The sequence below is a fragment of the Kitasatospora sp. NBC_01250 genome, from assembly GCF_036226465.1.
Taxonomy (GTDB): Bacteria; Actinomycetota; Actinomycetes; order Streptomycetales; family Streptomycetaceae; genus Kitasatospora.
Window position 1 is genome coordinate 4661920 of the sequence record NZ_CP108476.1, and the last position, 25953, is coordinate 4687872.

The 25953-nt window shown below is 72.9% G+C and carries 19 protein-coding genes and 2 tRNA genes; 15 read left to right on the forward strand and 6 right to left on the reverse strand.

The window, feature by feature from the left end:
- Positions 1-5 precede the first annotated feature (5 nt).
- The 5 genes from clpB to OG500_RS19415 all read left to right on the forward strand — a co-directional run bounded on the left by clpB (position 6) and on the right by OG500_RS19415 (position 6782).
- The gene (gene clpB, locus OG500_RS19395) at positions 6-2597 is read left to right on the forward strand and encodes an ATP-dependent chaperone ClpB (RefSeq protein ID WP_327067917.1); all 2592 of its coding nucleotides are present in this window, start codon (positions 6-8) and stop codon (positions 2595-2597) included.
- A gap of 205 nt (positions 2598-2802) precedes the next feature.
- Complete coding sequence (locus tag OG500_RS19400; protein WP_327067918.1) at positions 2803-3348, forward strand: YbjN domain-containing protein; 546 nt, start codon at positions 2803-2805, stop codon at positions 3346-3348.
- Positions 3349-3484: 136 nt separating this feature from the next.
- Positions 3485-4645, forward strand: a complete 1161-nt coding sequence (locus OG500_RS19405) for a pyridoxal phosphate-dependent aminotransferase (RefSeq protein ID WP_329582006.1) — start codon at positions 3485-3487, stop codon at positions 4643-4645.
- Between the two features lie 253 nt (positions 4646-4898).
- Positions 4899-5081: a hypothetical protein gene (locus tag OG500_RS19410; RefSeq protein ID WP_327067920.1), complete on the forward strand. Its 183-nt coding sequence runs from the start codon at positions 4899-4901 to the stop codon at positions 5079-5081.
- Positions 5082-5504: 423 nt separating this feature from the next.
- A complete protein-coding gene (locus tag OG500_RS19415; protein WP_329582011.1) occupies positions 5505-6782 on the forward strand; it encodes a L,D-transpeptidase in 1278 nt (425 codons plus the stop codon).
- A gap of 95 nt (positions 6783-6877) precedes the next feature.
- Here OG500_RS19415 and valS read toward each other — a convergent pair whose 3' ends face one another.
- Positions 6878-9475, reverse strand: coding sequence for a valine--tRNA ligase (gene valS / locus OG500_RS19420; protein ID WP_329582013.1), 2598 nt, complete (start codon positions 9473-9475; stop codon positions 6878-6880).
- Positions 9476-10003: 528 nt separating this feature from the next.
- Here valS and OG500_RS19425 point away from each other — a divergent pair.
- The 4 genes from OG500_RS19425 (at position 10004) to pyrE (ending at position 14913) form a co-directional block, all read left to right on the forward strand.
- Positions 10004-10708 (forward strand): DUF2617 family protein, encoded by a 705-nt coding sequence (locus tag OG500_RS19425; RefSeq protein ID WP_327067923.1) that lies wholly within the window; start codon positions 10004-10006, stop codon positions 10706-10708.
- 623 nt (positions 10709-11331) lie between these two features.
- Complete coding sequence (locus tag OG500_RS19430; protein WP_329587634.1) at positions 11332-12966, forward strand: spermidine synthase; 1635 nt, start codon at positions 11332-11334, stop codon at positions 12964-12966.
- Between the two features lie 189 nt (positions 12967-13155).
- Positions 13156-14286: a hypothetical protein gene (locus OG500_RS19435; RefSeq protein WP_327067924.1), complete on the forward strand. Its 1131-nt coding sequence runs from the start codon at positions 13156-13158 to the stop codon at positions 14284-14286.
- 63 nt (positions 14287-14349) lie between these two features.
- Positions 14350-14913, forward strand: a complete 564-nt coding sequence (pyrE, locus tag OG500_RS19440) for an orotate phosphoribosyltransferase (protein WP_327067925.1) — start codon at positions 14350-14352, stop codon at positions 14911-14913.
- A 104-nt stretch (positions 14914-15017) separates the two neighbouring features.
- Here pyrE and OG500_RS19445 read toward each other — a convergent pair whose 3' ends face one another.
- Positions 15018-15758, reverse strand: a complete 741-nt coding sequence (locus OG500_RS19445; RefSeq protein WP_329582018.1) for a DedA family protein — start codon at positions 15756-15758, stop codon at positions 15018-15020.
- Positions 15759-16038: 280 nt separating this feature from the next.
- Between OG500_RS19445 and fbaA the strand changes: the two genes are divergently transcribed.
- From fbaA to OG500_RS19460, 3 genes are all read left to right on the forward strand, one after another.
- Positions 16039-17061, forward strand: coding sequence for a class II fructose-bisphosphate aldolase (fbaA, locus tag OG500_RS19450; RefSeq protein WP_327067927.1), 1023 nt, complete (start codon positions 16039-16041; stop codon positions 17059-17061).
- 241 nt (positions 17062-17302) lie between these two features.
- Positions 17303-19771 carry an ArnT family glycosyltransferase gene (locus tag OG500_RS19455; RefSeq protein ID WP_329582021.1) on the forward strand — a complete coding sequence of 823 codons (2469 nt, stop codon included), beginning with the start codon at positions 17303-17305 and terminating at the stop codon, positions 19769-19771.
- A gap of 93 nt (positions 19772-19864) precedes the next feature.
- Positions 19865-20284: a DUF3151 domain-containing protein gene (locus tag OG500_RS19460; RefSeq protein ID WP_327067929.1), complete on the forward strand. Its 420-nt coding sequence runs from the start codon at positions 19865-19867 to the stop codon at positions 20282-20284.
- 215 nt (positions 20285-20499) lie between these two features.
- Here the strand turns inward: OG500_RS19460 and OG500_RS19465 are convergent, their stop codons facing one another.
- The 4 genes from OG500_RS19465 to purS all read right to left on the reverse strand — a co-directional run bounded on the left by OG500_RS19465 (position 20500) and on the right by purS (position 24632).
- Positions 20500-21339 carry a sterol carrier family protein gene (locus OG500_RS19465; RefSeq protein WP_327067930.1) on the reverse strand — a complete coding sequence of 280 codons (840 nt, stop codon included), beginning with the start codon at positions 21337-21339 and terminating at the stop codon, positions 20500-20502.
- A gap of 89 nt (positions 21340-21428) precedes the next feature.
- Positions 21429-23684, reverse strand: a complete 2256-nt coding sequence (purL, locus tag OG500_RS19470) for a phosphoribosylformylglycinamidine synthase subunit PurL (protein ID WP_329582026.1) — start codon at positions 23682-23684, stop codon at positions 21429-21431.
- A 1-nt stretch (position 23685) separates the two neighbouring features.
- Positions 23686-24384 (reverse strand): phosphoribosylformylglycinamidine synthase subunit PurQ, encoded by a 699-nt coding sequence (gene purQ, locus OG500_RS19475; protein WP_327067932.1) that lies wholly within the window; start codon positions 24382-24384, stop codon positions 23686-23688.
- Positions 24381-24632, reverse strand: a complete 252-nt coding sequence (purS, locus tag OG500_RS19480; protein ID WP_184936469.1) for a phosphoribosylformylglycinamidine synthase subunit PurS — start codon at positions 24630-24632, stop codon at positions 24381-24383. The genes purQ and purS overlap by 4 nt, the downstream gene beginning before the upstream one ends.
- 489 nt (positions 24633-25121) lie before the next feature.
- Between purS and OG500_RS19485 the strand changes: the two genes are divergently transcribed.
- The 3 genes from OG500_RS19485 to OG500_RS19495 all read left to right on the forward strand — a co-directional run bounded on the left by OG500_RS19485 (position 25122) and on the right by OG500_RS19495 (position 25783).
- Positions 25122-25439 (forward strand): histone-like nucleoid-structuring protein Lsr2, encoded by a 318-nt coding sequence (locus OG500_RS19485; protein ID WP_184936468.1) that lies wholly within the window; start codon positions 25122-25124, stop codon positions 25437-25439.
- Positions 25440-25599: 160 nt separating this feature from the next.
- Positions 25600-25672, forward strand: a tRNA-Gly gene (locus OG500_RS19490).
- A 38-nt stretch (positions 25673-25710) separates the two neighbouring features.
- A tRNA-Gly gene (locus OG500_RS19495) sits at positions 25711-25783 on the forward strand.
- Positions 25784-25953: the final 170 nt, after the last annotated feature.

Consider the following 25953-nt stretch of genomic DNA (forward strand, 5'->3'; position numbering starts at 1 on the left):
TGGCCATGGACGCGAGCAAGTTCACCACCAAGACGCAGGAAGCCCTGTCCGCCGCGATCCGGCAGGCCGGCGGCGCGGGAAACCCGGACGTCAGGCCGGTGCACATCCTGCTCGCCCTGCTGGAGCAGCCCGAGGGCATCGCCCGTCCGCTGCTCGACGCGGTCGGCGCGGACGCCGCCCAGCTGATGGCCGGCGCCCGCCAGCAGTTCCGGGCGCTGCCCAGCGCCCAGGGCTCCACCGTCGCCGCCCCGCAGCTGGGCCGCGACACGCTCGCCGTCCTGGAGGACGCCGGGCGCCGGGCCGAGGCGCTGGACGACGCCTACGTCTCCACCGAGCACCTGCTGGTGGGCCTGGCCGCCGAGGGCGGCCAGGTCGCCGAGCTGCTCGGCCGCCAGGGCGCCACGCCCAAGGCGCTACTGGACGCCTTCACCGAGGTGCGCGGCAGCGCCCGGGTCACCTCGCCGGACCCCGAGGGCACCTACAAGGCGCTGGAGAAGTACGGCACCGACCTCACCCAGGCCGCCCGGGACGGCAAGCTCGACCCGGTGATCGGCCGCGACCAGGAGATCCGCCGGGTGGTCCAGGTGCTCTCCCGGCGCACCAAGAACAACCCGGTGCTGATCGGCGAGCCCGGCGTCGGCAAGACGGCCGTGGTCGAGGGCCTGGCCCAGCGGATCGTGGCCGGCGACGTCCCCGAGTCGCTGCGCGGCAAGCGGCTGGTCTCGCTCGACCTGAGCGCGATGGTGGCCGGCGCCAAGTTCCGCGGCGAGTTCGAGGAGCGGCTGAAGGCCGTCCTGAACGACATCAAGCAGAGCGACGGCCAGGTCGTCACCTTCATCGACGAGCTGCACACCATGGTCGGCGCGGGCGCCGGCGGCGACTCGGCGATGGACGCGGGCAACATGCTCAAGCCGATGCTGGCCCGCGGCGAGCTGCGGATGGTCGGCGCCACCACGCTGGACGAGTACCGCGAGCGGATCGAGAAGGACCCGGCCCTGGAGCGCCGCTTCCAGCAGGTGCTGGTCGGCGAGCCCACGGTGGAGGACACCATCGCGATCCTGCGCGGCCTCAAGGGCCGCTACGAGGCGCACCACAAGGTGCAGATCTCGGACGCCGCGCTGGTGGCCGCCGCCACCCTCTCCGACCGCTACATCACCGCCCGCTTCCTGCCCGACAAGGCGATCGACCTGATCGACGAGGCGGCCTCCCGGCTGCGGATGGAGATCGACTCCTCCCCCGTCGAGATCGACGAACTCCAGCGCGCGGTGGACCGGTTGCGGATGGAGGAGCTGGCCCTGGACAAGGCCACCGACCCCGCCTCGGTGGAGCGCCTGGCCCGGCTGCGCCGCGATCTGGCCGACAAGCAGGAGCAGTTGGCCGGTCTCACGGTCCGCTGGGAGCAGGAGAAGAAGAGCCTCAACCGGGTCGGCGAGCTCAAGGAGCGCCTCGACGGTCTGCAGGGCAGCCTCGAACGCGCCCAGCGCGACGGCGACTTCGAGCAGGCCTCCAAGCTGAAGTACGCCGAGATCCCGGCCGCCGAGGCCGAGCTGGCCGAGGCCCAGGAGCGCGCCGAGGACGAGCACGCCAGCGCCACGATGGTCAAGGAGGAGGTCGGCCCCGACGACGTCGCCGACGTGGTCGGCTCCTGGACGGGCATTCCGGCCGGCCGGCTGCTCGAGGGCGAGAGCGCCAAGCTGCTGCGGATGGAGGAGGAGCTGGGCCGGCGCCTGATCGGCCAGCAGACCGCCGTGCAGGCCGTCTCCGACGCGGTGCGCCGCACCCGCGCGGGCATCGCCGACCCGGACCGCCCCACCGGCTCGTTCCTCTTCCTCGGCCCCACCGGCGTCGGCAAGACCGAACTCGCCAAGGCGCTCGCCGACTTCCTCTTCGACGACGAGCACGCGATGGTGCGGATCGACATGAGCGAGTACGGCGAGAAGCACTCGGTCTCCCGACTGGTCGGCGCCCCGCCCGGGTACGTCGGCTACGAGGAGGGCGGCCAGCTCACCGAGGCGGTGCGGCGGCGCCCGTACAGCGTGGTGCTGCTGGACGAGGTGGAGAAGGCCCATCCCGAGGTCTTCGACGTGCTGCTCCAGGTGCTGGACGACGGCCGGCTCACCGACGGCCAGGGGCGCACCGTCGACTTCCGCAACGTGATCCTGATCCTCACCTCCAACCTCGGCTCCCAGTACCTGGTGGACCCCACCGTGCCGGAGGCCGCGAAGAAGGAGCTGGTGCTGGACAGCGTCCGCTCCGCCTTCAAGCCGGAGTTCCTCAACCGGCTGGACGACATCGTGGTCTTCGACCCGCTGGGCTCCGCCGAGCTGAGCCGGATCGTCGACCTCCAGGTGGCCAGGCTGGCCGGACGGCTGCACGAGCGCCGGCTCACCCTGGACGTCACCCCCGCCGCCCGCGACTGGCTCTCGCTCACCGGCTACGACCCGGCCTACGGCGCCCGGCCGCTGCGCCGCCTGGTGCAGTCGGCGATCGGCGACCAGCTGGCCAGGGCGATTCTCTCCGGCCAGGTGCGCGACGGGGACACCGTGGTGGTCGACCGCGACGAGGCCAACGACCGGCTCACCGTCGCCGCCGGCTGACCCCGGAGGGCCGCCGGGCAGCCGGAACCGGGCGCCCGGCGGCCGGGCCGGGCACCACCCGTGCCCCGAAGGGCACCGGGTGCCACCGCGGCCCCTTCCGGGCCCTGGACGGCCTGTGCCCGCGGCGCCGGATGAGGCAGGATGGAGACATGGAAGGGCGGCCCCAGATCACCAGCCACCCTCGTGCACTGTGAAGGGACCTCCCGTGAGCGTTGACCCGTCGTCGATCCCGTTCTTCGGCGCGCCGCAGCCCCAGCCCGGTGGCGACCAGCCGGCCGGGCCGCCGCCGATCGTGGTTCCGGACCAGGCCCTGGTGACCCAGCTGCTCGACCGGATGCAGCTCAAGCACGTCGTGGACGAGGAGGGCGACCTGACCGCCCCCTGGGACGGCTTCCGGGTCTACTACATGTTCCGTGGCGAGCAGAAGGAGCTCTTCGCGGTCCGCTCCTTCTACGACCGCTCCTACCCGCTGGAGCGCAAGGGCGAGATCCAGGACCTGATCGACGAGTGGAACCGTGAGACCCTCTGGCCCAAGGTCTACACCCACACGCACGAGGACGGCGTGGTCCGCCTGATCGGCGAGTCCCAGATGATCGTGGGCACCGGGGTCAACCTGGACTACTTCGTCACCACCACCGCCAACTGGACCCAGGCCGCCGTGGGCTTCGAGCAGTGGATGGTCGAGCGCCTCGGCCTGCAGCAGGAGATCGACGGCGAGGAGGGCGAGGACGCCCCCGACACCGAGGACTGAGCCCAGAGCCTCACCCGACGCAGCCGGTCCGCCCCCGTGGCGGGCCGGCTGCGCCCGTTCCCGGCTCCGCCGGTGCTTGTCCGGTGCCCGACCTCCGGCAGAGGATGGGTCCGACGACGAGCTGTGAGGAGCCGCAATGGGCACGAGGCCGCTGCTGAACCGCCGACTGGCGGGCATGGGCACGACGATCTTCGCGGAGATGTCCGCGCTGGCCACCGCGACCGGGTCGATCAACCTCGGCCAGGGGTTCCCCGACACCGACGGGCCCGCCGCCATCGCCCGGGCCGCCGCCGACGCGGTGCTGAACGGGCGCGGCAACCAGTACCCGCCCGGCCCCGGCATCCCCGAGCTGCGCACCGCGATCGCCGAGCACCAGCAGCGCTTCTACGGCCTGACCCACGACCCCGACACCGAGGTGTTGGTCACCGCCGGCGCCACCGAGGCCATCGCCGCCGCGCTGCTGGCCCTGCTCGAACCCGGCGACGAGGTGATCGCCTTCGAGCCGTTCTACGACTCCTACGCCGCCTGCATCGCGATGGCCGGCGCGGTGCGCGTGCCGCTGACGCTGCGCCAGCCCGACTTCCGCCCCGACCTGGACGAGCTGCGCGCGCTGATCACCCCGCGCACCCGGCTGCTCCTGATCAACACCCCGCACAACCCCACCGGGCTCGTCCTCGACCCCGCCGAACTCGCCGCCATCGCCGAACTCGCCGTCGAGCACGACCTGTTGGTCATCACCGACGAGGTCTACGAGCACCTGGTGCTGACCGGCGCCCACCACCCCATCTCCGCCCTGCCCGGCATGCGCGAGCGCACCGTCACCATCTCCTCGGCCGGCAAGACCTTCTCCTTCACCGGCTGGAAGGTCGGCTGGGTCACCGCAGCCCCGGCCCTGGTCGCCGCCGTCCGCACCGCCAAGCAGTACCTGACGTACGTCAGCGCGGGCCCCTTCCAGTACGCCGTCGCCGAGGCGCTGCGCCTGCCCGACAGCTACTTCACCGAGCTCCGTGCCGACCTGCGCCGCAAGCGCGACCTGCTCGCCGAGGGCCTGTCCGCGGCCGGCTTCCGCGTCTTCGAGCCGGCCGGCACCTACTTCATCACCACCGACATCACCCCGCTCGGCGAGAAGGACGGCATCGAGTTCTGCCGCACCCTGCCCGAGCGCTGCGGCGTCGTCGCCATCCCCAACGTGGTCTTCTACGACAACGCCGACGCCGGCCGCCCCCTGGTCCGCTTCACCTTCTGCAAGAAGGACGAAGTGCTCCAGGAGGCGGTGAACCGGCTCGGGCGCCTCTGACCAGCGGCACGCAGCCGTGGCCCGCTTACGACGGCGGCATCTCGGGCCCCGAGGTGCCGTGGGGCCAGACGCACGGCGAGGCGACGGAGAGCGTGAGCGTCCGGCTGGCGTCTCCGCTCTCCTCGCAGGGTTGCCTTCGGGATGGTTCGCCGCAACCACCGTGTCCAGGCTGAGCTGGACCCGTCCCTTCGGTCCCGTGACGTCGTCCGTCTCGCATTCGCTGCTGAACGGCTCCCGGGTCGATGTCTGAGGCTTGCCCAGCAGGGCGGTCCGGACCTGTGCGTCGTACGACCTGACCTGCTGGGCCGCCTGGTCCTTGGTGATGGTCGGCTTCAACTGCTGGTCACTGAGCGAGCACGAGGTCAGCGCCGCCATCACCACGGCTGCGGAAGCAACAATCCGCATCCTGCTCATGCTCACCACCGCCCGGAGATGATTTGACCCATGGCGTCCAGGGACTGCCCCTTGTTCCAGTAGTCGGAGTGGCCGACGCCCGAGTCTGTCGGGATCTCGTGGCCGCCGAAGTTCTGGTTGGCCGGGTCCCGTCCGCACCGTCCTGGGCCCAGCCCCCCCGGGCCTATCTCGGTGGATAATACGCTGTGCAGTGTTCGTACACCGCAGCGTTAACCGTGCGGTACGCATGCCGCTCGCCACCGGCCTCGCCGAGGCCGACTCGGGCGCCTCTGGCAGGACCGGTTCGCCACCGCCGCCGCGCCGCGCACCCACCGGGCTGCTCCTCCGTTGCCCGGTTAATGTCCTGATTCTGTGACAGTCCTATTTCCTGCACAACACTTTCACCCCTGCAGAGCGTCAGATAGACCGAGCCGGACAGTCACCGGACGGACAGGGGAGAAGAGCGATGCGGTCGATGTGGGCGGGGTCCAGGGGTGGGCGGACGACCGGCGAGGCGTCCTGGCGGCGCACCGGCCGGGCGGGCCGGCGGGCCGGAGCGGCGCTGCTGCTGGGCGGCGTCCTGGTGCTCACAGCGGCCTGCGGGCCCGACAGCTCGGGCGGCGGCAAGTCGAACGCCGCGCCGAACGGCGGCGGCACCGCGGCGGCGCAGAGCAGCCCCACCGCCAAGCCCTCGGCGGCGGTGGTGGACGTGGAGCCCAAGGACGGCACCAAGGACGCGGCGCCGAACGGCGCGCTGAAGGTCTCGGTCGCCAGCGGCAAGCTGACCGACGTGGCGGTGACCGGCCCGAACGGCAAGCCGGTGGACGGCACGCTCGCCACCGACGGTACGAGCTGGATCCCCTCGGCCGCCCTTGCGGTGGGCACGGCGTACCAGGTGAGCGCCAAGGCGGTCGACGCGAACGGCGTGCCGACCACCACGACCAGTTCCTTCAGCACGCTCACCCCGAGCAAGACGGACCGTCCGACCGACAACCTCGCCGACAACAACCCCACGTACGGCGTCGGCATGATCATCAGCGTCACCTTCCCGAAGGCCGTCACCAACACGGCCGCCGCCGAGAAGGCGATCACCGTGGAGGCCTCCGACGGCAGCGAGGTCAAGGGGCACTGGTTCGGCAACAACCGGCTGGACCTGCGCCCGCAGACCTTCTGGAAGACCGGCACCAAGGTGACGGTGCACTACCGCACCTCGAACGTGGAGCTGGCCCCCGGCGTCTACGGCGCCGGTGACCGCGACGAGTCCTTCACCATCGGCCGCTCGAAGATCAGCACGGCGGACGCCGCCGCGCACACGATGACCGTCCAGGAGGACGGCGTGCCGACGCAGACCATCAAGGTGACCGCCGGCTCGGACGAGAACCCCTCGTGGAACGGCACCATGGTGGTCTTCGAGAAGGACCGGATGGTCCACATGGACTCCAGCACCACGAACATCAAGGGCGCGGCCTACGACGTCTACGAGCCGCACGGCCTGAAGATCACCGACAGCGGCTCCTACGTGCACGGCAACCCCGCCGCCGTCGCCGCCGCGGGCAACTCCAACATCAGCCACGGCTGCATCGGGCTGCCGGACACCGATCAGGGCGACGACAACTCGGTGGCCGGCAAGTTCTTCGCGGACTCGATGATCGGCGACGTGGTGATCGTCAAGCACTCGGTGGGCCAGCAGGTCAAGCCGGACAACGGCCTGAGCGGCTGGAGCATGGCCTGGTCCACCTGGTAGCAGTCGGCCCCGCACCCCGGGCGGGGTGCGGGGCCGGTCGCCTTCCCGCTATTCGATGCGCCCCGTCGGCAACAGGCTCCCTGGCCCGGCCGGGCTCAGAAGGTCACCGTCACCGCCAACTCGCCGGCATCGACGGCCTCCACAGTCTCCAGGCGGGCGATCCGGCCCGCCGAGCGGAGGTCGTCCACGACCAGCGTCAGCACCGCCAGTGCCTCGGCCGGCCCGTGGACGACGGCGTGGGACACCTCGGTGCGCATCGAGCGGTGGGCCTCGGACTTGGCCCTGCGGACGCCGGCGATCACCTGGCCCGCCACGGCCAGCAGCTCACCGGGCGGCGCATCGAGGTCGCCGGGGCCGGCCGCGGTGCGCAGTTCGGCCGCGGTCGGCCAGGCGGCGCGGTGCACCGAGCCGGGCTGCCACCAGGACCAGACCTCCTCGGTGGCGAACGGCAGGAACGGCGCGAAGAGCCGCAGCAGCACCGAGAGCGCGGTGGTGAGCGCGACCCTGGCCGACTCGGCGCCCGCCGCACCGGCCTCGCCCCCGTCCCCGTCCCCGTAGGCGTCCCCGTAGGCGCGGGCCTTGACCAGCTCCAGGTAGTCGTCGCAGAAGGTCCAGAAGAAGCGCTCGGTCTGCTCCAGCGCCTGGGTGTAGTCGAAGGCGTCGAGCGCCGCGGTGGCCCGCTCGACCAGCGCGGCGAGCTCGGCCAGCAGCGCCGCGTCGAGCGGCTCGGTGATCCGGGCGGTGGCGCCGGGCGTGCCGAAGCCGAGCGCGAAGCGGCCCGCGTTGAGCAGCTTGACGGCCAGTCGGCGCCCGACCTTCATCTGACCGGTGTCGAAGGCGGTGTCGGTGCCGGGACGGCCGCTGGCGGCCCAGTAGCGGACGGCGTCCGAGCCGTGCTCGATCAGCAGTCCGGCCGGCGTGACGACGTTGCCCACCGACTTGGACATCTTCTTGCGGTCCGGGTCCAGGATCCAGCCGGAGATGGCGGCGTGCCGCCAGGGCAGCTCGTGCTGCTCGCCGTGGGCGCGCACCACCGAGGAGAAGAGCCAGGTCCGGATGATCTCGTGGGCCTGCGGGCGCAGGTCCATCGGGAAGACCCGGGCGAACAGGTCGGGATCGCGCTCCCCGGCCGCGATCTGCGGGGTGAGCGAGGAGGTGGCCCAGGTGTCCATCACGTCCGGGTCAGCGGTGAACCCGCCCGGCTGGTCGCGCTGTTCGGGCCGGTAGCCGTCCGGCGTCCGGCTGCTCGGGTCGACCGGCAGCGCGGACTCCGGTGGGGTGATCGGACGGTCGTAGCAGGGCTCGCCGTCGGCGTCGAGCGGGTACCAGACGGGGAACGGGACGCCGAAGAACCGCTGCCGGCTGATCAGCCAGTCGCCGTTCAGACCGCTCACCCAGGCCTCGTAGCGGACCCGCATGTGGGCCGGGTGCCAGGTCAACTCGGCTCCCCGGGCGAGCAGTTCCTCGCGCAGGCGGTCGTCGCGGCCACCGTTGCGCAGGTACCACTGCCGGGTGGTGACGATCTCCAGCGGCTTGTCCCCGCGCTCGAAGAACTTGACGCTGTGGTTGATCTGCCGCGGTTCGCCCACCAGTTCGCCGCTCTCCCGCAGCGCGGCGACGATCCGCTCGCGCCCGGTGTGCACGGTGGCGCCGGCCAGCTGCGCGTACGCCGCACCGGCCCGCGGCGACTCCAGGCCGGCCGGCGGCTCGGCGGCGAACCGTCCGTCGCGGCCGATCACCGGCCGGGTGTCCAGCCGCAGTTCGCGCCACCAGATGACGTCGGTGGTGTCACCGAAGGTGCACACCATGGCGATCCCGGCGCCCTTCTCGGGATCGGCCAACCGGTGCGCCAGCACCGGGACTTCGACCCCGAAGAGCGGGGTCGTGGCGACGCTGCCGAACAACTCCCGGTACCGGGGGTCGTCCGGGTGGGCGACCAGCGCCACGCAGGCGGGCAGCAGCTCGGGCCGGGTGGTGGCGACCTCGATCGGCCGCCCGTCCGGCCCGGTGAAGCGCAACTGGTGGAAAGCGCCCGGGCGTTCACGGTCGACCAGCTCGGCCTGGGCGACCGCGGTGCGGAAGCTCACGTCCCACAGGGTCGGCGCCTGGGCGAGGTAGGCCTCACCGCGGGCCAGGTCGCGCAGGAACGCCCGCTGCGAGGCGGCCCGGGCCGCCTCGCCGATCGTCCGGTAGGTCATCGTCCAGTCGACCGAGAGGCCCAGTCGCTGCCACACCTCCTCGAACGCCCGCTCGTCGAGCTGCGTCAGACGCTCGCATAGCTCGATGAAGTTCTGCCGGGAGATGGGGAGTTGGCGCTTTCCGGGGTGCTCGGGCAGGGTGAGGTCCGGATCGTACGGCAGGGTCGGGTCACAGGCCACGCCGTAGTGGTTCTGGACCCGGCGCTCGGTCGGCAGGCCGTTGTCGTCCCAGCCCATCGGGTAGAAGACCTCACGCCTGCGCATCCGCTGGTAGCGCGCTATGACATCGGTGTGGGTGTACGAGAAGACGTGGCCGACGTGCAGCTCACCGCTGGCGGTGGGCGGCGGGGTGTCGATCGAGAAGACCTCGGCGCGGGTCCTGGTCCGGTCGAAACGGAATACCCCCGCCTCGTCCCAGCGTCGCGCCCACTTTTCTTCGAGCCCTGTGAGCGAGGGCTGCTGCGGCACGTCCCAAGGACGAGATGGCTCTGTCATGCGTCCTCATGGAACCACGGTCCGCCAATTCGCCAAACCGATTTATCCAAGCGATTCCTGCGTGGCGCGCCGGGACGACAGGACCGGTCCCGGACACCTGGTTCCTGGCACCGGTCGCACTGACGCGCGCGGGCTCGTACAGACGCACGTACCCTCGTACAGAGGCGCACGGGCCCCTCCCTCCCCCGTCCTCGCACCATCGCAGAGCCGCCGGCCGAGGCACCGGCGCGCAACCGGCCCGAGGGGCGCGCGCCCCGACCCGGACGGCGCGTGGCGAGCAATCTCGTTCACCGGTCCGGTCAGACCTGACCAGGCACTACGCCCAGAACGGTGAATGTGCAACAAGAATGGGTAAATCCCTGACGGACCCGGAGAATTCGTGCTTCTCTGCTGCTGAATCTCCAGCCGGAATCCTTCCTTCCACGGTCGGCCGCGTCTCGGACCGCACAGCCACGAACCTCCTCGCCTTCGGCCGAGTCGGACGCTGCACGGCGCAGGGCGCGTACGGAGCTGAAATGCGGAGCCAGCATGCTCACCACACTGCAGACCTCCTATACCGACACCCGCGCCGGTGACCTGGCCTGGTGTCTCGGCGGCGCACCGCTGCCCGCCCTGGCGGTGCGCGACCTGACGCTGCCGGGGCCGGACGGCCTGACCGACGGCACGAGCCGCTACGGCACGGCCGCCCGCGGCACCCTCGGCAGCGCGGCCACCGCGATCGGCTCCGCCGGCAACGGCGGCAGCACCCGGACCACGAGCGCGGGCGGCAACGCCGCGGGCACCCTGCAGTTGCGCCTGCTGGGCGCCTCGCACCAGGTGGTGATCACGGCCGGCCCCGGCGAGTGCCTGGAGACGGTGGCCTGCATGCCGGGCCGGCGGACCCCGCTGCCGGCCCGGGTGGCCGAGCAAGTCGCTGGCTGGGAGTACGAGTTCGCGGCCCGGATCGAGTCGCTGCCGCCGCACGTGTTCGCCGCCCGGGCGCAGGAGATCCTCGCCCTGGTGGACGAGCACCCGCGCGGCCTGGCCGGGGTCTTCCCGGGCGACCCGAGCGCGTTCACCGCCCTGGTCGCCCAGGGCAGCGCCGAGCGGGTGCTCTGGCGCACCTGGCACGCCTATCCGCAGGAGGGCCGACTGGTCTGCACCCGATCCTCGCTGGTGGTGCGCGGCCAGCTGACGGCCACCGCCCCGCGCGCCGGCGGGCGCTGCGCCATGGCCCGTCCCACCGTTCCGTGACCGAGCGAAGCATCGAAGCGGCACCAAAGCCCCTCGAAATCCCCGAACACCGTGACGATCCGTCAACTTAAACCGGAGCGCTATCCCTCGGACGAGTACACCTATGCGCGGCATGCGTCGCCTAGCGTTTCTTCGTGATCAACCAGCCGGCGGACCCGCCCTCCCAGCGCGGCCTCGACCGTGACGGACCTTCCCCGGTCGACGGGCCTCCCCCGGTCCTCGGGGGCGCCACGGCCAGAGGCTGGGTCCGGCCACGCACCGTCCGGGTCAGGTCCCGCGCCCGCGGCCCCGTCAACGGCCGCTTCGCCCGGGCCCGCACCCGGTCCGAAGGCCGCGACCCGACCGAGCTCCGCGCCCAGCCCGAACCCGCACGCCGGTCCCTGCCCGCGCGCCGGTCCCTGCCCGCGCGCCGGGACCGACCCGACCGCGGGACCGGCGCCGACCGCCGGTCCGAGACCCAGCCGGGCCCGGCGCGGCACCCCGGCCCCCGGGTCCACCTGCGCCCGCGCGGCGACCGCGGCCCCCGGGAGGCCGCCGGCCGCCCCACCGCCGGCCCCCCGTCCGCACGCGGCCGAACGGACGATCACGCCTGGGGCTCCCCCGGGCCCCGGGCCCCCGGTCCGCTGTGCGCCCGCCGGGCCCGGCTGACCCGGCTGCTGGTCCTGCTGGCCGCCTTCGTCTGCGCCGCCTGCGGGCTGGTGTACGAGCTGGAACTGGTCGCGCTCGGCGGCTACCTGCTCGGCGACCCGGTCACCCAGACCTCCGTGGTGCTCTCCGTGATGGTCTTCGCGATGGGCCTCGGCTCGCTGGCCGCCAAGCGCCTCACCCACCGCCCCGCCACCTCGTTCGCGCTGGTGGAGTGCGCGCTGGCACTGTTCGGCGGGCTCTCGGTGCTCGCCCTCTACAGCTGCTGGGCCTGGCTCGGCCGCGACCAGCTCGCCCTGGTCGTGCTGACCTGCCTGATCGGGATGCTGATCGGCGCCGAGATCCCGCTGCTGATGACCCTGCTGCAGCGGATCCGCCGGGAGGAGGCCGGGCGGGCCGCCGCCGACCTGTTCGCCGCCGACTACGTGGGCGCCCTGGTCGGCGGGCTCGCCTTCCCGTTCGTGCTGCTGCCGCTGCTCGGGCAGGCCGCCGGGGCCCTGCTGACCGGGGCGGTCAACGCGCTGGCGGGCGCGGCGGTGGTGCTCTGGCTCTTCCGCGAGGAGCCGGGCCCCCGCTCCAAGGGGCTGCTCTGGACCGGCTGCGGGGCCGTGCTGGCCGCCCTGGCGCTGGCCGCGGCGTGCAGCGGCGCGATCGAGCGCGCCGCCCGGCACGCGCTCTACGGCGGCCCGCTGCGGCAGGCCGTGCAGAGCCGCTACGGGGAGCTGGTGCTGACCGGCGGCCCGCCGCGCCTCGACCCGGCGACCGCCCTGACGCCGGCGGCCCCGCGCAACCCGCAGACCGCACCGACCGCACCGACCGCACCGACCGAGCAGGCCACCCAGACCGCGCAGGCCGGGGCGCCACCGCTGCGGCTCTACCTCGCGGGCCGGCTCGCGGCCTGCGGCCAGGACGAGTACCGCTACCACGAGGCCCTGGTGCACCCCGCGCTGGCGGGCGCCGGGGACGGCCGGGTGCTGCTGCTGGGCGGCGGCGACGGGCTGGCGCTGCGCGAGGTGCTGCGGCACCGCGGGGTGCGCACCGTCCTGGTGGTCACCGCCGATCCGGCGCTGCCCGCCCTGGCCCGCACCGATCCGGCGCTCGCCGCGCTCAGCGGGCACGCGTTCGCCGACCCCCGGGTGCGGGTGGTGACCGCCGATCCGCTGGCCTGGCTGCGCCAGGACGGCGGCGCCACGCGCTTCGACGCCGTGCTCGCCGACCTGCCGGCGCCCGAACGGGCGGCCCGCAGCGAGTACCACGCCAGCGAGTTCTACCAGCTGGCCGCCGCCCGGCTGGCCCCCGGCGGTCGCCTGGCGGTGCCGGCCCCCGCCGGCCCCGGCCTGTGGACGGTGGCGGCCGGGCTGCGGGCGGCGGGACTGTGGAGCGTGCCGTTCCCGGTGCCGGGCCGCGGACCGGCCTGCGACCCGGCCGGCAGCGGCGACCTCGCGGCGGTGCTGCTGGCCGCGCACGAGCAGCGGCCGGTCCTCGCGCTGGCCCCGGACGCACCGCCACCGCGCTCGCTGACCGTCGGGCAGCTCACCGCAGCCGCCGCCGCGCTCACCGCCGACCGGCCCCGGCCGCTGCCCCCGCCGAGCACCCTGCTGCACCCGCGCTGACCACCGCTGACCACTGCCCGGCCGCGGGGACGGTCGGCGATCCGGTCGACGATCCGGTCGGCGGGCCTGCGGGGACGTTGCGCCGGTCGGGGCCGCCGGGAGGGCATCGGCCCCCTCCCGGCGGACCCGCTCGGTGTCGGCACCGGGCCGGAGCCCCCACGGGTGCGCGACGACAGTAGGCTCACAGGCATGGAGCATGAGGTTGTCATCCAGCTGCCGGCCGAACTCGTCCAGCCCGCCCTGGCCGACCCCGCGCTGCTCGCGCGGTGCGTCCCCGGCCTGAGCACCGATGCCTCCGACGCGCCCGAGCGGCGCACCGGCGCCAAGCGCTCCGCCACCGGCGGCCCCGAGGAGATCAACGGCCGGCTGCGGCTGCGGATCGGCGGCTCCACCATCACCTACCGCGGCGTCGTCTCGCTGATCCGCAGCGGCGGCTCGGGCCTGCTCACCGCCTTCCTGGAGGGCCAGGAGGCGCGCGGTGACGGCGAGGTGCTGGCCACCGTGCGGCTGCGGGTCGAGCCGGACGGCGCCGACGGCGCGCTGCTGCGCTTCAGCGGCGACCTCACTCCGGGCGGGCGGCTCGCCGAGATCGACGACGAGACCCTCGCGACCACCGGGCAGCGCCTGCTCGACCGTTTCGCCGCCGCGCTCGCCGTCGAGCTGGGCGGCGCCCACGCCCCCATCCTCACCGTCGTGCCCGACGAGGAGGGCGACGAATCGGACCAGGCGCCCGCCGCGGCCGACGACGCGGACAGCGGCGCCGCCTCGGACGAGCCCCCGGCCGCCACCCCCGGCTCCGGGTCGCACGACATCCCGGACGAGCTGCCCGACGACCTCTTCGCCGACGACCTCTCCGGCCTGATCGCCTTCAGCTCCCCCGACGCGGACGAGCCCCTGGAGGCCGGTGCCGCGGGCTCCGAGGAGGCCTCCGAGCCCGCCGAAGGCGAGCCGGCCGACCCCGACACCGCCGCCGAGCCGCTCGATCCGGCCGCCCGGCTGGAGGTCCCCTACGGCTACCCGCGCGCGGTCGAGGACCCGCTCGGCTCGGACGACCTGCTGGCCGGCCCGGTCCGCCGCAGCATCGTCGGCCGCTCGGCCGAGGAGGTGGACCACGCCCCGCCGCGCGGCCGCTACGCCCCGACGCTGCCCGCCCGCAGCGCCCGGGCCCGCGCCGCCAGCCGCTGGTACGGCGACCAGCACGCCGCCGCCCCGGTGGCGGCCCGCGCCGCCGGCCGGCTCAGCACGCCGTGGATGATCGGCGGCGGGGTCGCCCTGCTCGGCGGCGCGGTCATCGTGGCCCGCGCCCTGCGCAGGCGCTGACCGGCTGCCACCCCCAGGGCGCTGACCGGCTGACACCCGGGGCGGGCCCTAGACTGGCTGTCCATGAGCAACGAGCCGACCACCGCCCCGAGCAACGACCGCGACGCCCTGCTGGCGCAGATCAAGACCAAGGCCGTGGTGCACGGCAAGGTCATCCTCTCCTCCGGCCGCGAGGCCGACTACTACGTGGACCTGCGACGGATCACCCTGGACGCGCAGGCCGCACCGCTGGTCGGCCGGGTCCTGCTGGACGCCACCGCGGAGCTGGACTACGAGGCGGTCGGCGGCCTGACCCTGGGCGCCGACCCGGTGGCCGCCGCCATGCTGCACGCCGCCGCCGCGCGCGGCCGTGAGCTGGACGCCTTCGTGGTCCGCAAGGCCGGCAAGGCGCACGGCCTGCAGCGCCGGATCGAGGGCCCGGACGTCAAGGGCCGCCGAGTGCTGGCCGTGGAGGACACCTCCACCACCGGCGGCTCGGTGCTGACCGCCGTCGAGGCGCTGCGCGAGGCCGGCGCCGAGGTGGTGGGCGTCGCGGTGATCGTCGAGCGCGGCGCCGCCCCCGCGATCGAGGCCGCCGGCCTGCCGTACTACACCGTCTTCACCGCCCAGGACCTCGACCTGGCCTGAGCCGGCCCCGGGGATGTTTCACGTGAAACATCCCCGGCACACGACGGCGCCCCCGTCCCTTCGCCAGGGCCGGGGGCGCCGTCGTACGGACGGGCGTCGGGTGCTCAGCCGCGCCGGTGCCGGCCGCCGCTCTGCAGCGCCTCGGCCTCAGCCTCGGACTCGGACTCGGCCGCGTAGGCCGCGCCGCCCGCCTTGCGCTTCTTCCGGTCGCGCACCACCTCGAGCAGGATCGGCGAGATCGACAGCAGGATGATCAGCGCCATCGCCGGGATCAGGTACTTGTCGATCACCGGGGCCATCGAGTCCCCGAAGAAGTAGCCGATGCTGAGCATCGCCTCGGTCCACAGCACGCCGCCGACCGCGTTCCAGATGAAGAACGTGCGCGCGGGCATCTCCAGCGTGCCGGCCACCGGGTTGAGGAAGGTCCGCACGATCGGGATGAAGCGGGCCATCACCACGGCCTTCTCCGGCCCGAACTTGGTGAAGTACTCCTCGGCCTTCTGCACGTACTCGCGCTTGAAGATCTTGGAATCCGGCCGGTCGAAGAGCCTGCCGCCCACCCGCGCGCCGATCAGGTGGCCCAGCTGCGCCCCCGCGATCGCACAGAGCGGCGCGCCGATCAGCAGCACGGCGATCGGCATCTGCACGCCCGGCCCGAAGGCCTTGGCGGCGGCCGAGGAGGCGGCCACGCCGGCCAGGATCAGCAGCGAGTCGCCCGGCAGGAAGAAGCCGATCAGCAGACCGGTCTCGGCGAAGATGATCGCCAGCAGGCCAACCGTCCCGACCGAGCTGATCAGCGACTTGGCATCAAGGAGATTGACCGCTAGGTCGGTGGTGGTAGTCACCGGCGCAGGATAGCGCGGCCGGGTGGCCACAAGCTTGAATGCCCGGCCCCGGCGACCGGGCCCGAGCGGGCGCGGCGGGGCGCCCGGGAGGCCGTCGAAATCCCCGGATACCGCCCGTGACCTGCCCGGACCATACCTTTCGTCCGCAAACGCCACGGCTTCTGTCCCGACTGGCGAGCACGGAGATGAAGCCGCCCGACGAGTCTGGGAGGATGGCACAGGCGTCCGGGCGCGTCCGGGCCGTGGCGCACAAAACACCCCCCGACAGGAGCGGATTCGCATGCCTATCGCAACTCCCGAGGCCTACAACGAGATGCTCGACCGGGCCAAGGCGGGCAAGTTCGCCTACCCGGCCATCAACGTCACCTCGTCGCAGACCCTGCACGCGGCGCTGCGCGGTTTCGCCGAGGCGGAGAGTGACGGCATCATCCAGATCTCCACCGGCGGTGCCGAGTTCCTCGGTGGCCAGCACAGCAAGGACATGGTGACCGGCGCCGTCGCGCTGGCCGAGTTCGCCCACATCGTGGCCGCGAAGTACGACGTCACCATCGCGCTGCACACCGACCACTGCCCCAAGGACAAGCTGGACGGCTACGTCCGCCCGCTGCTGGCGGTCTCCGCCGAGCGCGTCGCCAAGGGCCTGAACCCGCTCTTCCAGTCGCACATGTGGGACGGCTCGGCCGAAACCCTGGCCGACAACCTGGCCATCGCCGAGGAGCTGCTGGCCCAGGCCCGCGCCGCCAAGATCATCCTCGAGGTCGAGATCACCCCGACCGGTGGCGAGGAGGACGGCGTCTCGCACGAGATCAACGACAACCTCTACACCTCGGTCAACGACGTGGTGCGCACCGCCGAGGCGCTCGGCCTGGGCGAGAAGGGCCGCTACCTGCTGGCCGCCTCCTTCGGCAACGTGCACGGCGTGTACAAGCCGGGCAACGTCGTGCTCCGCCCCGAGCTGCTGCGCGAGCTGCAGGACGCGATCGGCGCGCAGTACGGCAAGAAGGACCCGTTCGACTTCGTCTTCCACGGCGGCTCGGGCTCCTCGGACGAGGAGATCGCCACCGCGCTGGAGAACGGCGTGGTCAAGATGAACCTGGACACCGACACCCAGTACGCCTTCACCCGCCCGGTCGTGGACCACATGTTCCGCAACTACGACGGCGTCCTGAAGGTCGACGGCGAGGTCGGCAAGAAGAACACCTACGACCCGCGCACCTGGGGCAAGCTGGCCGAGGCCGGCATGGCCGCCCGCGTGGTCGAGGCCACCAAGGCGCTGCGCTCGGCCGGCACCCGCCTGAAGTGACCCCGCCCGCGGCCGTCCGCCCGTCCTGAGGGACCGACGGCCCGCACCGGCACCCCGTGAGCCCCGGTCCGGCACCCGCCGACCGGGGCTCACGCATGATGAGACTTCGCTGGGAGAAGCGCCCTCGTTCCTGAAAGCCAAGAGGCCGGACGGCAAAATCTTGCTCAGCTCCCGGTCAGGATTTCGCCGAAATGCGTGGTCTGTCAGGTTCTTCTCATAGATGCGCCGAAGGCTGTCACGCATGGCTACCAGCGTGCTACCGATCGCCCCCGAGCTGAACACCTCCAGCAACTGGCCGATCCGCAGAGCCCCGTGGCGTTCGCCCGAGGGACAGCCGGCCTACGCCAGACCCGCCCTGCTCGGCATCGCGGCCGTGGCCGGACTCCTCTACTTCTGGGGAATCGGGCAGAGCACCTACCACTCCTTCTACGCCGACGCCGTGCGGAGCATGACCGAGAGCTGGAAGGCCTTCGTCTTCGGCTCCTACGACCCCGCCAACACGATCACCCTCGACAAGCTGCCCGGCTTCCTGTGGCCGCAGGCGGTCTCCGCCCGGATCTTCGGCTTCCACCCGTGGGCGCTGACCCTGCCGCAGGCCATCGAGGGGGTGCTGTCGGTCCTGGTCCTGTACCGCGCCGTGCGGCGCTGGGCCGGCGCCAACGCCGCGCTGCTCGCGGCGGCGGCCTTCGCCCTGACCCCGGTGCTGGCCGGCCTGTTCCGCACCGCCGTCGAGGACCCGCTGTTCACCCTGTTGCTGCTGCTGGCGGCCGACGCCGCGCAGCGCGCCGCGGCCACCGCGCGGTTGCGCACCCTGCTGCTGGCCGGGGTCTGGGTCGGGCTCTCCTTCCAGGCCAAGATGCTGGAGTCGTGGGCGGTGCTGCCCGCGCTGGCCGCCGTCTACCTGATCGCCGCGCCGACCAGGCTGCGCCGCCGGCTGGCCCACATCGGACTGGCCGGCCTGGTCACGCTGGTGGTCTCGGCCTCCTGGGTGCTGCTGGCCACCGTGACGCCGGCGCAGGACCGGCCCTACATCGACGGGACCACCAACAACTCGGCGTTCAGCATGGTGGTCGGCTACAACTTCCTGAACCGGTTCACCTCGGTGGGCCTCAACGCGGGCGAGACCGGCAGCGTGACCTCCGGGCAGGGCGGCATCATGTGGGGCGGCAACACGACCGCCGACACGACGGATCCGGCCGCCGGCGGCACCCACAAGGCGGGCTCCACCCGCTCGGGCGGCGCGGCGACGGGCGCCGGTGCGGCCTCCGGCGCCGGCCAGCAGAACGCCGGTACCGGCCAGGGCGCAACGGCCGCCCAGGGCGCCTCGACCGCGCAGAACGCCGCGGCCGGACAGGGCACCGCGGCCGGACAGAACGCAGCGGCCGGACAGGCTCCTGCCGCGGGCCAGCAGGGTCCCGGTGGCGGCGGCCACAAGGGCGGCGGCGGTCCGGGCGGCAGCGACGGCGGCTGGACCAAGATGTTCGGCTCCCAGTTCGCCCCGCAGACCGGCTGGCTCTACCCGCTGGCCGCGATCGCCCTGCTCTGCGCACTCGCCTGGCGCCGCCGCGAACCCCGCGGTGACACGCTGCGGGCCGGCTACGTGATGTGGGGCACCTGGCTGGCGACCTTCTTCCTGGTCTTCAGCGCGGGCAGCGTCGGCGGCCACAGCTACTACATGGGCGTGATCGCCACCCCGCTGGCCGCGCTCAGCGGCGCCGGCATCGTGCTGCTCTGGCAGGCCTTCAAGGCCGGCGGGCGCAGGGCCTGGGCGCTGCCGGTCGCGGTCGCGGCCACCGCGGGCTGGGCCGCCTACCTGGCGCACCTCTACCCCACCTTCCTGCCCTGGCTGACCCCCGCGACCCTCGCGCTCGGCGTGCTCGCGCTGGCGCTGCTGGGCCTGGCCCGCAGCACCCGGTTCGGCGAGCGCCGGCTGGGCCGGCTGCGGATCGCCACGGTGGGCCTGATCGCCTCGCTCTTCGCGATGCTGCTCGCGCCGGGTGCCTGGGCGGCCTCGGTACTGGACTCCAAGTACGGCAACTCCGGCATGGGCACGGTCGGGCCGCAGGCGGCCCACGGCGGCTTCGGCGGCGGCGCGGCGGGCGGCGCCAAGGGCCGCACCCCGGGCCGCGGCGGCCAGGGCGGCGGCGCGGGCACGGCGGGCGCCTGGGGCGGCGGCGGCACGGCCGGCGCCTGGGGCGGCGGCGCGGCCACCGGGCGGTCCGGCGGCGGGCGTGGCACCCAGGCGGGCGGCGCCGCGGGCCAGTTCCCCGGCATGGCGGGCGGCGGCATGGGCGGCGGCATGGGCCAGTTCGGCGGTGGCGGCACCAGCCTGACCAAGGCTCAGCAGCAGATCCTCGACTACACCGAGGCCCACGCCGACGGTGCCCGCTACCTGTTCGCCACCACCAGCTGGAGCGCCTCCTCGCCGTACATCCTGGCCACCGGCAAGGAGGTGATGCCGATGGGCGGCTTCACCGGACAGGTGCCCTCGCCGTCCCTGGCCCAGTTCCAGCAGCTGGTCAGCAGCGGTCAGCTGCGGTACGTCCTGCTCGGCTCGACCGGCGGCTTCGGCGGCCGGGGCGGCAGCTCCGGTCCGACCACGGCCATCACCACCTGGGTCCGCAGCACCTGCGCCCCGGTGGCTCCCGGTGACTACGGTCAATCGGTGAGCAACGCCGGCGCCCAGCTGCTGTACCTCTGCAGCCGCTGACCGACCAGGCCGTCACCGCACGGCACGAGCGCCCGTGGGTCACCGCCCACGGGCGCTCCCGTTCGCTCGGGGCCAGCTGGCAGACTGGGAACCATGACTGAACGGAAGAACTTGCTCTCGGGCCCGGGCCCGACGCTGCTGTCCGAGGAGCCCGAGCCCTACCGCCGGCTCGCCGAGGAGTCCGCGTCGCCCACCCAGCTCGCGGCGGACTACCCGTGGTTCTCCCTGGCCTGGGCGATGCTGGCCGACGACGCCTTCACCGAGGGCCGGGTCGTCGAGTCCTACGCCTACGCCCGCACCGGCTACCACCGCGGCCTGGACGCGCTGCGCCGGGCGGGCTGGAAGGGCCACGGTCCGATCCCGTGGGAGCACCGGGCCAACCGCGGATTCCTGCGCTGCCTGGCCGCACTCGCCCGGGCCGCCGATTCCATCAAGGAGACCGAAGAGGCCGGTCGCTGCTGGGAGTTCCTGCGGGACAGCAGCCCCGAGGCCTACACCGCGCTGAAGCAGTAGCCGAAGCGGCCGCCAGCACGGCGGCCCACCCCTGTGGGCGGTGTCCGACCGACGATCCGTCGGGCCGGGCACCGCCCTCGGCCGTATCAAGGCAGCCACCGCCCTCGGCCGTATCAGGGCAGCCACCGCCCCGGTACCGCCACAGCAGCGCTGCCGGCGCCGTCAGCAGCCCCAGCACGGGCAACCGGCTCAGAGCGGCTTCCGGTGACGGTCCCTCACCGAAGGACGGGCAGGAAGCCGCTCAGGTCGCTGCGCTCACCGCTCGCGCCGACCTGGGCGGCCTCGACCGCTTCGGCCCACTCCTGGCGCCCGGTGGCCAGCCGCAGCCAGGTGAGCTGGTCCATCTCCACCACGTTCGGCGGCGTCCCCCGGGTGTGCCTCGGCCCCGGGACGGCCTGCACCACCGCCACCGGCGGCACCCGCAACTCGACCGCCCCGCCCGGCACTTGATCGGCCAGCGCATCCGCCAGCAGCCGGCAGACCGAGGCCAGCGCGAACCGGTCGTGCGGGAACGGCGCCCCGCCCAGCGCCGCCGCCAGGTCGTCGGCGTGCACCACCGTCTCCACCAACCGGGTGACCAGCAGGTCGGCCAGCGCCATCGAGCCCAGCCGGATCTCCAACCGGCGGGCCGGATCCAGGACTTCGGGCCCGCCCAGCATCCCGAGCAGCGCGTCGGCGGCCTCGTCGAAGGCCGCGGCCAGCTCGGCCGGCGCCCCCGCGAACCCGGCCGCCGACCGCTCCCGCGCCTGGGCGTCCACCTGCTCGGCCAGGGTGCCCACCTGGGCCACCCAGTCGGTCAGCCCGAGCGGTGCCAGGCCCTGCTGCGGCGCCGCCAGCCGGCCGGGCAGCCAGGCCAGCTGCACCGCGAGGTGCGCAAGCAGCTCCCGGACCCGCCACTCGCCGAGCCGGGTCGGCGCCGCCAGCAGCCGCTCGGCCTCGGGGTCGGCGCAGAGCCGGTGCACCGCCGTCCGCAGCGCCTCGGTCTGCGCGCCGAGCGCGGCCCGCACCTTCGCCGGGTCGTAGCCGCGGGTCTTCCTGGTCACCGTCCTCGCCATGGCGCCAACCTACCGGCCGGCAACGACGAACGGCCCGCCCCGACCAGCGGGGCGAGCCGTCCTGACGCGCTCGGACTCAGCGGGTCCGCTCAGCCGAGCAGCGCCTCGATCACACCGGTGTGCGCCTCGGTCAGCTCCGCCAGCGAAACGCTGAACTGGCCCTGGACCTCCAGCACCTCCCCGTCCACCACGCCGATCCGGGTGGCCGGCAGGCCCCGCGCACCGCACATGTCGGTGAACCGCAGCTCCTCGCTGCGCGGCACGGCGACCACCGCGCGACCCGCGGACTCGGAGAACAGGAAGACGAACGGGTCCAGCTCGGCGGGCACGATCACCCGGGCGCCGTGGCCGCCGCGCAGGCAGCTCTCCACCAGCGCCTGGGCCAGCCCGCCGTCCGAGAGGTCGTGCGCCGCGTCGATCATGCCGTCGCGCGAGGCGGCGATCAGGATCTCGCCGAGCAGCCGCTCGCGCTCCAGGTCCACCTTGGGCGGCAGGCCGCCGAGGTGGTTGTGGGCCACCTGCGACCAGGCGGAGCCGCCCAGCTCGTCGGCGGTGTCGCCGAGCAGGTAGAGGTGCTGGCCCTCCTCGGCGAAGCCGATCGGGGTGCGGCGGGTGACGTCGTCGATCACGCCGAGCACCGCGACCACCGGGGTCGGGTGGATGGCGACCTCGCCGGTCTGGTTGTAGAGCGAGACGTTGCCGCCGGTCACCGGGGTGCCCAGGATCTGGCACGCGTCGGCCAGGCCGCGGGTGGCCTCGGCGAACTGCCACATCACGTCCGGGTCCTCGGGGGAGCCGAAGTTGAGGCAGTCGGAGACCGCGAGCGGCTTGGCGCCGCCGGCCGCCACGTTGCGGTAGGCCTCGGCCAGCGCCAGCTGGGCACCGGTGTACGGGTCCAGCTTGGCGAACCGGCCGTTGCCGTCGGTGGCCACCGAGACGCCGAGGTTGGTCTCCTCGTCGATCCGGATCATGCCGGAGTCCTCGGGCGTGGCCAGCACGGTGTTGCCGATCACGAACCGGTCGTACTGGTCGGTGATCCAGGACTTCGACGCCTGGTTCGGCGAGCCCGCGACCGTGAGCAGCGCGGCCTTCAACTCCTCGCCGGTCCCCGGGCGCTGGAGCCGCTCGGCGGTCGGCGCGTCGGCCTGCAGCGCGTCCTGCCAGGCGGGGCGGGCGAACGGGCGCTGGTAGACCGGGCCGTCGTGCGCCACGGTGCGCGGCGGCACGTCCACCACCTGCTCGCCGTGCCAGAAGATCTCCAGCCGCTCGCCGTCGGTCACCTCACCGATCACGGTGGCGATGACGTCCCACTTCTCGCAGATCTCCAGGAACCGCGCCACCTTGTCGGGCTCGACGATGGCGCACATGCGCTCCTGCGACTCGCTCATGAGGATCTCCTCCGGCGAGAGCGTGGCGTCGCGCAGCGGCACGGTGTCCAGCTCGATCCGCATGCCGCCGGAGCCGGCCGAGGCCAACTCCGAGGTGGCGCAGGAGAGTCCGGCGCCGCCGAGGTCCTGGATGCCGAGCACCAGCTTCTCCCGGAACACCTCCAGGGTGCACTCGATGAGCAGCTTCTCCTGGAACGGGTCGCCGACCTGGACGGCCGGGCGCTTGGCCGGCTTGGAGTCGTCGAAGGTCTCCGAGGCCAGCACCGAGACGCCGCCGATGCCGTCGCCACCGGTCCGGGCCCCGTACAGGATGACCTTGTTGCCGGCGCCGCTGGCCTGGGCCAGGTGGATGTCCTCGTGCTTCATCACGCCCACGCAGAGCGCGTTGACCAGCGGGTTGCCCTGGTAGCAGGGGTCGAAGACGACCTCGCCACCGATGTTCGGCAGGCCCAGGCAGTTGCCGTAGCCGCCGATGCCCGCGACGATCCCGGGCAGCACCCGGCGGGTGTCCGGGTGGTCGGCCGCACCGAAGCGCAGCGGGTCCATCACGGCCACCGGGCGGGCGCCCATCGCCAGGATGTCGCGCACGATGCCGCCGATGCCGGTGGCCGCGCCCTGGTAGGGCTCGATGTAGGACGGGTGGTTGTGCGACTCCACCTTGAAGGTGACCGCGTAACCCTGGCCGACGTCGACCACGCCGGCGTTCTCGCCGATGCCGACCAGCATCGCGTCCGACTGCGGGGCCTTCTCACCGAACTGCTTCAGGTGCACCTTGGAGCTCTTGTACGAGCAGTGCTCCGACCACATCACCGAGTACATCGCGAGCTCGGCGCCGGTGGGGCGGCGGTCCAGGATCTCCCGGATCCGCGCGTACTCGTCCTGCTTCAGGCCGAGTTCGGCCCAGGGCTGGGCGGCGTCCGGAGTCTGCTCGGCGTTCTTTACGGTGTCGAGAGTCATCTCAGGAACTCACCAACTGCTTGAGGACGGACGTGAAGAAGCCCAGACCGTCGGTCTTACCCGTGCCGATCAGCGGTTCGACGGCGTGCTCCGGGTGCGGCATCAGACCCACCACGTTGCCGGCCGCGTTGGTGATCCCGGCAATATCGTTGATCGAGCCGTTGGGGTTAGCCACCTCGTTCGGATGACCGGCGAGGTAACGGAATACCACCCGCCCCTCGGACTCCAGCTCGTCGATCGTGCGCGCGTCGGCGGTGTAGCGGCCGTCCATGTTCTTCAGCGGGACGGAAATCTCCTGGCCCGCCTGGTAATCCGTGGTCCAGGCCGTGCCCGCATTCTCCACCCGCAGCTTCTGGTCGCGGCAGATGAAGTGGAGGTGGTTGTTGCGCAGCATCGCACCGGGCAGCAGGTGCGACTCGGTGAGCACCTGGAAGCCGTTGCAGATACCGAGCACCGGCATTCCGAGCCTGGCCTGCTCGACGATGCTGTCCATCACCGGCGAGAAGCGCGAGATCGCGCCGGCCCGCAGATAGTCGCCGTAGCTGAATCCACCGGGCAGGACCACGGCGTCGACCTGGTGGAGATCCTTGTCACGGTGCCACAGCGCCACCGGCTCGGCGCCGGCCAGCCGGATCGCCCGCTGCGCGTCCCGGTCGTCGAGCGAACCGGGGAACGTGACGACGCCGATCCGGGAGGTCACGAAGTCTCCTCGACGCGGACGGTGAAGTCCTCGATCACGGTGTTGGCCAGAAAGGTCTCGGCGGCTTCGCGGATCCGGGCGAGCGCGGCGTCGTCCACCGGGCCCTCCAGTTCCAGCTCGAAACGCTTGCCCTGGCGGACATCGGCGATCCCGGCGAATCCGAGACGGGGCAGTGCGCGCTGCACCGCCTGTCCCTGGGGGTCGAGGATCTCCGGCTTGAGCATGACGTCGACTACGACGCGTGCCACTGGCACTCCCAAAGGTGTGGTGCGTGAAGGCGGGGGACCTTCAGACTACCGGGGTTCAGCGGGCGTTCGACGGCCCGGATGCACGTCGGGATAGGCGACGCGCGTAGACCCGCACCCCTTACGCCGCAAGGGTTCCGCCCTTCCCCAGCGCCCGTTTCCTCCCCCTTTAAAGAACTTCCCAGGTTCGGCCAAGCCCGCTCGCGGCGCCCGTCAAATACCGGCACACCGGACAGATCGGCCTCGGGTGAGCGGCGGTATCCGGGCCGAAGTAACGGTACGGAGGCGAAGCGAGGTGAATATCCGGAAAAAGAATGCAAGGCCCATCGATTTCCCCGGGTGCGGGGTGCAGAATAGGGCCACCGGCGGTGGCAGGAGCTGCGCGGGCGGTGCGACCTTCCGGTCCACCCTTGTGCCCCTGGAACGCCGTAGCACAGGGCCGCCGCGGCACACCGCGCCCGGTCGGCCGAATTGCCGAGAGGATTGACACCCATGGCTCAGCGTGTAGTCGTCACGCTCTCCGACGACCTGGACGGCGGGGCTGCCGCCGAAACCGTCCACTTCGGTGTCGACGGGAAGTCGTACGAGATCGACCTGTCCCTGGACAACGCGGAAAAGCTGCGGGAGGCACTCGCGCCCTTCGTCGCGGCCGGCCGCCGCCAGAGCCGCACCGGAAAGTCGTTCCGCCGCACCGCGCTCGCCCCGGACCCGGCCGCCGTGCGCGCCTGGGCCCAGTCCCGGGGGATGGAGCTGCCGGCCCGTGGCCGCATCCCGAAGCACGTTTACGAAGCGTTCGCCGAGGCCAACTGAGCCTGCCCGCCGCCCTGTCGGCGCCCTTCCGCCGCCCGCCCACCCGGGTCGCGGCGGAAGGGGTGCGTGACCAGTCCCGACGATGGGGTAGAGTATTTCTCGTCGCCGCAACCGGAGCCAACAAGGGCCGGGAGCAGCGGCCGGTGCCTCCAAGCACCGTGCGGACGTGGCTCAGTTGGTAGAGCATCACCTTGCCAAGGTGAGGGTCGCGAGTTCGAATCTCGTCGTCCGCTCGCAGAACCAGTGGTACTGCAGTACAAGTGAAGATCGTGCGGACGTGGCTCAGTTGGTAGAGCATCACCTTGCCAAGGTGAGGGTCGCGAGTTCGAATCTCGTCGTCCGCTCAGTGGAAATGGGTCCCCTTCGGGGGGCCCATTTCGCGTTTCCCCGCCGATGGGCCCCTTAACACCCCGGCAAGGCTCCGCCGCCGGGCGATGACATTTGTCACCGCCCACCCGTGGATTCGCACGCCGAACCGGTGCGCGACGGCACTGCCCGCGCCGCCCGGGCGGCG

Excerpts from the sequence above, each read along its gene's own strand:
- OG500_RS19435 (WP_327067924.1), top strand. The coding sequence starts at position 13,156 with ATGGAGCATGAGGTTGTCATCCAGCTGCCGGCCGAACTCGTCCAGCCC.
- OG500_RS19460 (WP_327067929.1), top strand. The coding sequence starts at position 19,865 with ATGACTGAACGGAAGAACTTGCTCTCGGGCCCGGGCCCGACGCTGCTG.
- purL (WP_329582026.1), bottom strand. The coding sequence starts at position 23,684 with ATGACTCTCGACACCGTAAAGAACGCCGAGCAGACTCCGGACGCCGCC.
- pyrE (WP_327067925.1), top strand. The coding sequence starts at position 14,350 with ATGAGCAACGAGCCGACCACCGCCCCGAGCAACGACCGCGACGCCCTG.
- OG500_RS19415 (WP_329582011.1), top strand. The coding sequence starts at position 5,505 with ATGCGGTCGATGTGGGCGGGGTCCAGGGGTGGGCGGACGACCGGCGAG.
- OG500_RS19485 (WP_184936468.1), top strand. The coding sequence starts at position 25,122 with ATGGCTCAGCGTGTAGTCGTCACGCTCTCCGACGACCTGGACGGCGGG.
- OG500_RS19455 (WP_329582021.1), top strand. The coding sequence starts at position 17,303 with ATGGCTACCAGCGTGCTACCGATCGCCCCCGAGCTGAACACCTCCAGC.
- fbaA (WP_327067927.1), top strand. The coding sequence starts at position 16,039 with ATGCCTATCGCAACTCCCGAGGCCTACAACGAGATGCTCGACCGGGCC.
- clpB (WP_327067917.1), top strand. The coding sequence starts at position 6 with ATGGACGCGAGCAAGTTCACCACCAAGACGCAGGAAGCCCTGTCCGCC.
- valS (WP_329582013.1), bottom strand. The coding sequence starts at position 9,475 with ATGACAGAGCCATCTCGTCCTTGGGACGTGCCGCAGCAGCCCTCGCTC.
- OG500_RS19465 (WP_327067930.1), bottom strand. The coding sequence starts at position 21,339 with ATGGCGAGGACGGTGACCAGGAAGACCCGCGGCTACGACCCGGCGAAG.
- OG500_RS19405 (WP_329582006.1), top strand. The coding sequence starts at position 3,485 with ATGGGCACGAGGCCGCTGCTGAACCGCCGACTGGCGGGCATGGGCACG.
- OG500_RS19425 (WP_327067923.1), top strand. The coding sequence starts at position 10,004 with ATGCTCACCACACTGCAGACCTCCTATACCGACACCCGCGCCGGTGAC.